This window comes from Dietzia cercidiphylli (assembly GCF_014145145.1).
Taxonomy (GTDB): domain Bacteria; phylum Actinomycetota; class Actinomycetes; order Mycobacteriales; family Mycobacteriaceae; genus Dietzia; species Dietzia natronolimnaea.
In genome coordinates, this window is sequence record NZ_JAALEA010000050.1 from 1 (window position 1) to 3502 (window position 3502).

Here is a 3502-nt window from a genome sequence, read left to right on the forward strand (position 1 = left end):
ACGGAGGTGCTCGACGCGTGCGGCGCCCGGACGGTCCTGCGCCCGCTGCACGAGCGCGGTTCCGAGAGTGGCGAGATCGTGCGCCGGATGGTCGCGGAGCTGGCCGCCGGGCGCGGTGTCGGGGCGCCGACCGTGACGGTCCGGTTCGTGGACGCCGTCTGCGCACTGGACCTGCCCAACGGGCTGGTGTCACTGCGGTCCGTCCTGGGCGACTGCCTCACCCACACCGCCAGGAGAGGGTCGGGAGTCCTCGACGTGGACTCACTGCCCTCCCGGGCCCGTGCCGTCCGGCCTCCGCGCGCCGGCGAGCTGGCACGGGGCGAGTACGACGCGATCGTGGCCGCGTTGGCGGACTGCGACGGCGTCCGGTCCCGCGCCGCCAAGCGGCTGGGCATCAGCCGGACGACCCTCTACGCCCGGATGCGGGAATTCGGCCTGTCCTAGAAGGTGTCCAGAAACTGAACACTCCGGGTCCCGTCCACGACCCCATGATGGGTTGTGACCGGCCTCACACCTGAGCCGGTCGGGATTCTTGGAGGACACAATGACCGGCACACTCTCCCGGGACACCGGCGCCACCACCCAGGGCGACGAGCGACTCGGCGCCGAGGCCCGCGACTTCCTCGGCCGCCCGCACCAGCTCTTCATCGACGGGCAGTGGGTCGACGCGGCGGACGGCCGCACCTTCGGCACCTACGACCCCGCCACCGGCGCCGAGATCACCCAGGTCGCGCACGGCGGACCCGAGGACGTCGACCGGGCCGTCGCCGCCGCGCGCCGCGCCTTCGACGACGGCGCGTGGGCGACCATGAAGCCCAACCAGCGCGAGCAGATCCTGTGGCGCATCGGCGACCTGCTGGACGCCAAGGCCGAGCTCTTCGGGCAGATCGAGGCCCTGGACAACGGCAAGTCCGTCGCGATCGCCACCGCCGTGGACGTGGCGTGGGCGGCCGACGTGTTCCGCTACTACGCCGGCTGGTCCACCAAGATCGAGGGCTCCACGGTCAACGTGTCGATGCCGTTCGCCGGCGACAAGCAGTTCCACGCCTACACCCAGCGCGTCCCCGTGGGCGTGTGCGGCCAGATCATCCCCTGGAACTTCCCGCTGCTCATGGCGGCGTGGAAGCTCGCCCCCGCCCTGGCCACCGGCAACACCCTGGTCCTCAAGCCGGCCGAGCAGACTCCGCTGACCGCGCTGCTGCTGGGCGAGGTCATCGCCGAGGCCGGCGTGCCCGACGGCGTGGTCAACATCGTCACCGGCTTCGGCGACGCCGGCGCCGCGATCTCCGCCCACGACGACGTGGACAAGGTGGCCTTCACCGGCTCCACCGAGGTGGGCAAGCTGATCGTCGACGCCGCCAAGGGCAACCTCAAGAAGGTCTCCCTCGAGCTGGGCGGCAAGAGCGCCAACATCGTCTTTGCCGACTGCGACTTCGACGCCGCCGTCGCCGGATCCGTGGCCGCGTGGATGTTCAACCACGGCCAGGCCTGCACCGCCGGCACCCGCCTGTACGTCGAGGACTCCATCTACGAGAAGTTCACGCAGGCCGTCGCCGACGCCGCCGCCCAGGCCACCATCGGACACGGCCTGGACCCCGCCACCGAGCTCGGCCCGCTGGTCGACCAGGACCAGTTCGACAAGGTCTCCTACTACCTCCGCGCCGGCATCGAGGACGGCGGGCGGGCCCTCACCGGCGGCGGCCGACACGGCGACACCGGCTACTTCGTCCAGCCGACCGTGTTCGTGGACGTCGAGCCCGACCACCGGGTGGTGACGGACGAGATCTTCGGCCCCGTCGTCTCGGCCCTGCGGTTCACCGACGTCGACGACGCGGTCCGGCAGGCCAACGACTCGATCTACGGCCTGGCCGCCGGGGTGTGGACGAAGGACATCTCCAAGGCCCACAAGGTCGCCAGCCGCCTCCACGCGGGCTCGGTCTGGGTCAACCAGTACAACGGCTTCGACACCGCCATGCCGTTCGGCGGGTTCAAGCAGTCCGGCTGGGGCCGCGAGCTGGGCCAGGGTGCACTGGACCTCTACACGCAGACCAGGTCGGTCAACATCCAGCTCTGACCTGGTCCGGGTCGGACTCCCTCCGACCCCCGGGACCGGGACCCGGCGTCCCCGTGACTCGTCCGGGGACGCCGGCGACTCCCCTTCTCTGCGACCTCTCCTGACGTCCCACACCCCTTGCCCACCCGCCCCGTCCACACCCCCTCTCCACTTCCGATCACCCGCTCCCCCGAAAGGAACACCGCCGTGAAGACCAAGGCAGCAGTACTGTTCGACCTCCACCAGCCGTTCGAGATCATCGAGCTCGACCTGGACGATCCCGGCCCCGGCGAGGTCCTGATCAAGTACACGGCCGCAGGCCTGTGCCACTCCGACCTGCACCTGTCCGACGGCTCGCTCCCGCCGCGCTTCCCGATCGTCGGCGGGCACGAGGGCGCCGGCGTCATCGAGGCCGTGGGCGTGGGCGTCACCAAGGTCAAGCCGGGCGACCACGTGGTGTGCTCCTTCATCCCCAACTGCGGCACCTGCCGGTACTGCTCGACCGGGCGACAGAACCTCTGTGACATGGGTGCCACGATCCTCGAGGGGCACATGCCCGACGGCACCTTCCGCTTCCGCTCGGGCGGCAAGGAGTTCGGTGCCATGTGCATGCTCGGCACCTTCTCCGAGCGCTCGGTGATCTCCCAGCACTCGGTGGTCAAGGTCGACGACTGGCTGCCGCTCGACAAGGCCGTCCTGGTGGGCTGCGGCGTGCCCTCCGGCTGGGGCACCGCCACCTATGCGGGCAACGTGCGCCAGGGCGACACCGTGGTGATCTACGGCATCGGCGGGCTCGGCATCAACGCCGTCCAGGGCGCCGTCCACTCGGGGGCCCGCCACGTCGTGGTGGTGGACCCCGTCCAGTTCAAGCGCGACGAGGCCCTCAAGTTCGGCGCCACCCACGCGTTCGCCGACGCCGCCGAGGCCCACGCCGAGGTGGAGAAGCTCACCTGGGGCCAGATGGCGGACCAGGCGCTCATCCTGGTGGGCACCGTCGACGAGCAGGTCGTCTCGAGCGCCTTCGACGTGATCGGCAAGGGTGGCACCGTGGTGATCACCGGCCTGGGCAACATGACCGACAAGACCGTCCAGGTCAGCGGCACCGTGATGGCGCTGTTCGGCAAGACCATCACGGGCACCCTGTTCGGTTCGGCCAACCCGCAGTACGACATCGTCAAGCTGCTGCGCCTGTACGACGAGGGCAAGCTCAAGCTGGACGAGCTCATCACCACCACCTACTCGCTCGAGCAGGTCAACGAGGGCTACCGGGATCTGCAGGACGGCAAGATCATGCGCGGCGTGATCATCCACGACGCCTGACCCGTCGCCACCCGACCGGCGCGGCCGACGACTGCGCACGCCGCCCCGATCCCGGGGTGGCGCGCGCAGTCGTTGGCCAAGCAATGGCGGGCAGGCGCTCCCGCGGATGGCGTCTCGCGCGAGCGCGTG

Annotated in this window: 3 protein-coding genes; all 3 read left to right on the forward strand. The window is 70.4% G+C overall.

Annotated elements, in window-relative coordinates:
• On the forward strand, window positions 1–444 hold a 444-nt coding region (locus tag G6028_RS02565), incomplete at its 5' end, for a helix-turn-helix domain-containing protein (protein ID WP_277817559.1).
• A 100-nt stretch (window positions 445–544) separates the two neighbouring features.
• Window positions 545–2074 carry an aldehyde dehydrogenase family protein gene (locus tag G6028_RS02570; protein WP_182657951.1) on the forward strand — a complete coding sequence of 510 codons (1530 nt, stop codon included), beginning with the start codon at window positions 545–547 and terminating at the stop codon, window positions 2072–2074.
• Between the two features lie 186 nt (window positions 2075–2260).
• Window positions 2261–3373 carry an NDMA-dependent alcohol dehydrogenase gene (locus tag G6028_RS02575; protein ID WP_179523234.1) on the forward strand — a complete coding sequence of 371 codons (1113 nt, stop codon included), beginning with the start codon at window positions 2261–2263 and terminating at the stop codon, window positions 3371–3373.
• The last annotated feature ends 129 nt before the right edge of the window (window positions 3374–3502 follow it).